3 protein-coding genes are annotated in these 2,868 nt (G+C 70.9%); all 3 read left to right on the top strand.

What is annotated here, in order from left to right; all coding sequences use genetic code 11:
- The first annotated feature begins 10 nt into the window (after positions 1 to 10).
- Positions 11 to 1,069, top strand: coding sequence for a hypothetical protein (locus D588_RS0110010; RefSeq protein ID WP_051067858.1), 1,059 nt, complete (start codon positions 11 to 13; stop codon positions 1,067 to 1,069).
- Entirely contained in the window at positions 1,062 to 2,111 is a 1,050-nt protein-coding gene (locus D588_RS0110005) for a DNA methyltransferase (RefSeq protein ID WP_017915876.1), read from the top strand. Before D588_RS0110010 ends, D588_RS0110005 begins: the two co-directional genes overlap by 8 nt.
- 124 nt (positions 2,112 to 2,235) lie before the next feature.
- Positions 2,236 to 2,868: DUF2242 domain-containing protein (locus D588_RS0110000; RefSeq protein ID WP_017915875.1), on the top strand; the 633-nt coding region annotated here is incomplete at its 3' end.

Raw genomic sequence — 2,868 nt, 5'->3', positions numbered from 1 at the left:
GGTTTCGCCGCTGTTCGCCGCGCTGCGCGCCAGCACCCCGCACCTGGAGTGGCGGGTGCCGGTCGTTGCCGATGCGTCGCGCTGGCGCCAGCAGCGCATCGGCGCACGCGACTACCGCGTCGCGCAGCCGGTGACCTTCACTCCTTACGCATCGGTGCGGCCGTGTTCGGCGCGCTGCCGCTTCTGCTCGGAAACCTTGCGGCCGCTGGCCGGCGGCACCGCCGCGGCCAGCCTGCGGCCGCCGCCGGACTACTTCGCGCAGCTGCGCCAGGCGCTGGCGCAGCTGCGTGGGCTGCCGCTGTCGCATTCGCTGTCGGGGCTGGAGATGACCGACGACGAAGACTGGTTCGTGGAACTGCTGCAGACCCTGGGCGCGGCCGAGCGCGAGGGACTGCTGGTCGAACAGCGGGTGCTGTACAGCAACGGCGCTGGTTTCGCCCGCGGCCACGGCGAGGTCTTGCTGCAGGCCTTGCAGCGCTTCGGCCTGTCGTGGATCGAGCTGTCGCGGCACCATCCGCAGCAGGCGCAGAACGATGCGATCATGCGTTTCCGCCCCGGCGAGGCGATCGCCGATGCGGACGTGTTCGTCGCCACTGCGCAACGCATCGCCAAAGCGCTGCCGTTGCGCCTGGTGTGCATCTTGCAGCACGGCGGCATCGCCGATGCCGACGGCGTCGCGGCCTACCTGGACTGGGCGCGCGCCTGCGGTGCGCGCACGGTGATCTTCCGCGAATTCTCCCGGCTCGGCGACGGCTACCGCGATGGCGGCACCGCACGCTATCTCACTCAGGCGCGGGTCGCGGTGGAGCAGGTGCTCGGCGCCTGCATGGCCGCGCCGTGGTGGCGCGAATTGCAGCCGCTGCAGATCACCGAGGGCTACTACTTCTGGAACCTGCGTCTGGCCACCGCCGACGGCATGGAGGTGGTGTTCGAGACCTCCGACTACGGGGCGATGCACGCGCGCCACGACAGCGGCGACATCTACAAGCTGGTGTTCTTCGCCGACGGCCGGCTGTGCGCCGGCTGGCAGCCGGACCGCGATCTGCTGTGGCGGGCGCCGCATGGATAGCCGCAGCTGGTGGACGCCGTTGCCGGATCCGCCCGAGCATCGCCTGCCGGAGGACCTGCGCCAGCGCGATCCGCTGGGTGCGCGCGACTGCGGCTGGGTCGGGCAGATGCGTCCGTTCGTGCGCCACTTCAGCGCGCCGGGCGAGCGTGTGCTGGATCCGTTCTGCGGCTTCGGCAGCACCTTGCTCGCGGCGGAACTGGAAGGGCGCCACGGCATCGGCCTGGAGATCGACGCGGCGCGCGCGGCGCTGGCGCGCGAACGGCTGCAGCGGCTCGACCTGCACGCCGAGGTGCTGGACGGCGGCTTGCCGCACTGCGCGCCGTCCGCGCCGGTGGACCTGTGCCTGACCAACGTGCCGTACTTCGGCTGCGCCTGGCCGGCCACGGCAGCGCCCGACCAGCTCTACGCCAGCGCCGACTACGCCGCCTACCTGCACGGCCTGCGCGCGGTGTTCCATGGGGTACGCCGGCACCTGCGCGAGGACGGCTTCTGCATCGCGATGGTGGAGAACGTGCAGCTCGGTGCAACCACGGTGCCGCAGGCCTGGGACCTGGCGCGGATCCTCGGCAGCCTGTTCGCGCCCTGTCCCGAGCGCGTGTTGTGCTATCCACGCGAGACCGCGCAGCCGCTGGCGCCCGGCGACACCCGCAGCGACCGCAGCCATGAGTACGCGCTGATCTTCCAGCACCGCCGCCAGCCCATTGACCTGCCGGGTACGGCGCAGTTGCTGGAGGCGCTGCACGCCGACGGTTTCGCCTTCGCGCTGTACGGCAGCTATCCGCGCTGGCTGGCGGATCCGGTGGCGGCACCGCGCCTGCCCGGCGACGTCGATCTGCTGCTGCCGCGCGACCTGGACGGGCTGCTGCGGCTGCTCGACTGGTTGCGCGCGCGTGGCTTCCTGCTGAGCCTGTGGGGCGAGCCGCTGGCGGCGCCGCCGACCCTGGAACTGCTCGACGCCCATCATTACCTGCGCGCCGAACGTCGCGATCGCCACGGCGGCCTGCTGCGCGTGGACCTGGCGCTGGAACCCGCCGCCGCCTGACGCGGTGGCGGCCAGCCTGCCCATCTCGCTAACCGCGGGATGAGCGGCCGCGGCGGCGTCAAGGCCGCGCCCACGCGCTTGCGGCTATCCTTTGCCGCGGTTCCCTCTCTCCGGTCAACGGCCTATGTCCGCTCCCTCCAAGGTTCTCGCCATTCCCGCGCTCGCGCTGATCGCGATCGGCCTGAGCGGCTGTTTCGCGCGCAAGCAGGACGGCCTGGTGAAAGAGACCTTCAATTCCGACAACACCTATTCGCGCAACTACCCGGTGCAGCCGGCGCAGGCCTGCGAATCGGCGCGGCGCGCGCTGCTGAGCCAGGGCTACGTGGTCTCCAAGGCCACCGCCGATGCGGTGGAAGGCACCAAGAACTTCCAGCCCAGCGACGAGTTGCATGAGCAGCTGGAACTGCGCGTGTCCTGCGTCGCGCATGGGCAGGACGAATCCTGGGTGTTCGTCAGTGCCTTGCAGGACCGCTATGCGTTGAAGAAGAGCCCGACCTCGGCCAGTGTCGGCGTTGGCGTGCTCGGCTCGGTGTCGCTGCCGATCGGCAGCAGCGACGATTCGATGGTGCGGGTCGCCAGCAGCACGGTGCAGGACGGCGACTTCTACAAGCGCTTCTTCCAGCTGATGAGCGAATACCTGCCCAAGAGCAAGCCGGCACCGGAGCCGCCTGCGCATCCGTCCGCGGCGGTGACGGCACCGGCGCCGGCAGCGCCCGCACCTGTATCTGCAGCGTCGACGGTGCCGACTCCGCCGCCC

Origin of the sequence: Xanthomonas sp. SHU 308, from assembly GCF_000364645.1 — a bacterium.
Lineage (GTDB): Bacteria > Pseudomonadota > Gammaproteobacteria > Xanthomonadales > Xanthomonadaceae > Xanthomonas_A > Xanthomonas_A sontii.
This window is presented reverse-complemented; position numbering and strand designations above follow the sequence as displayed.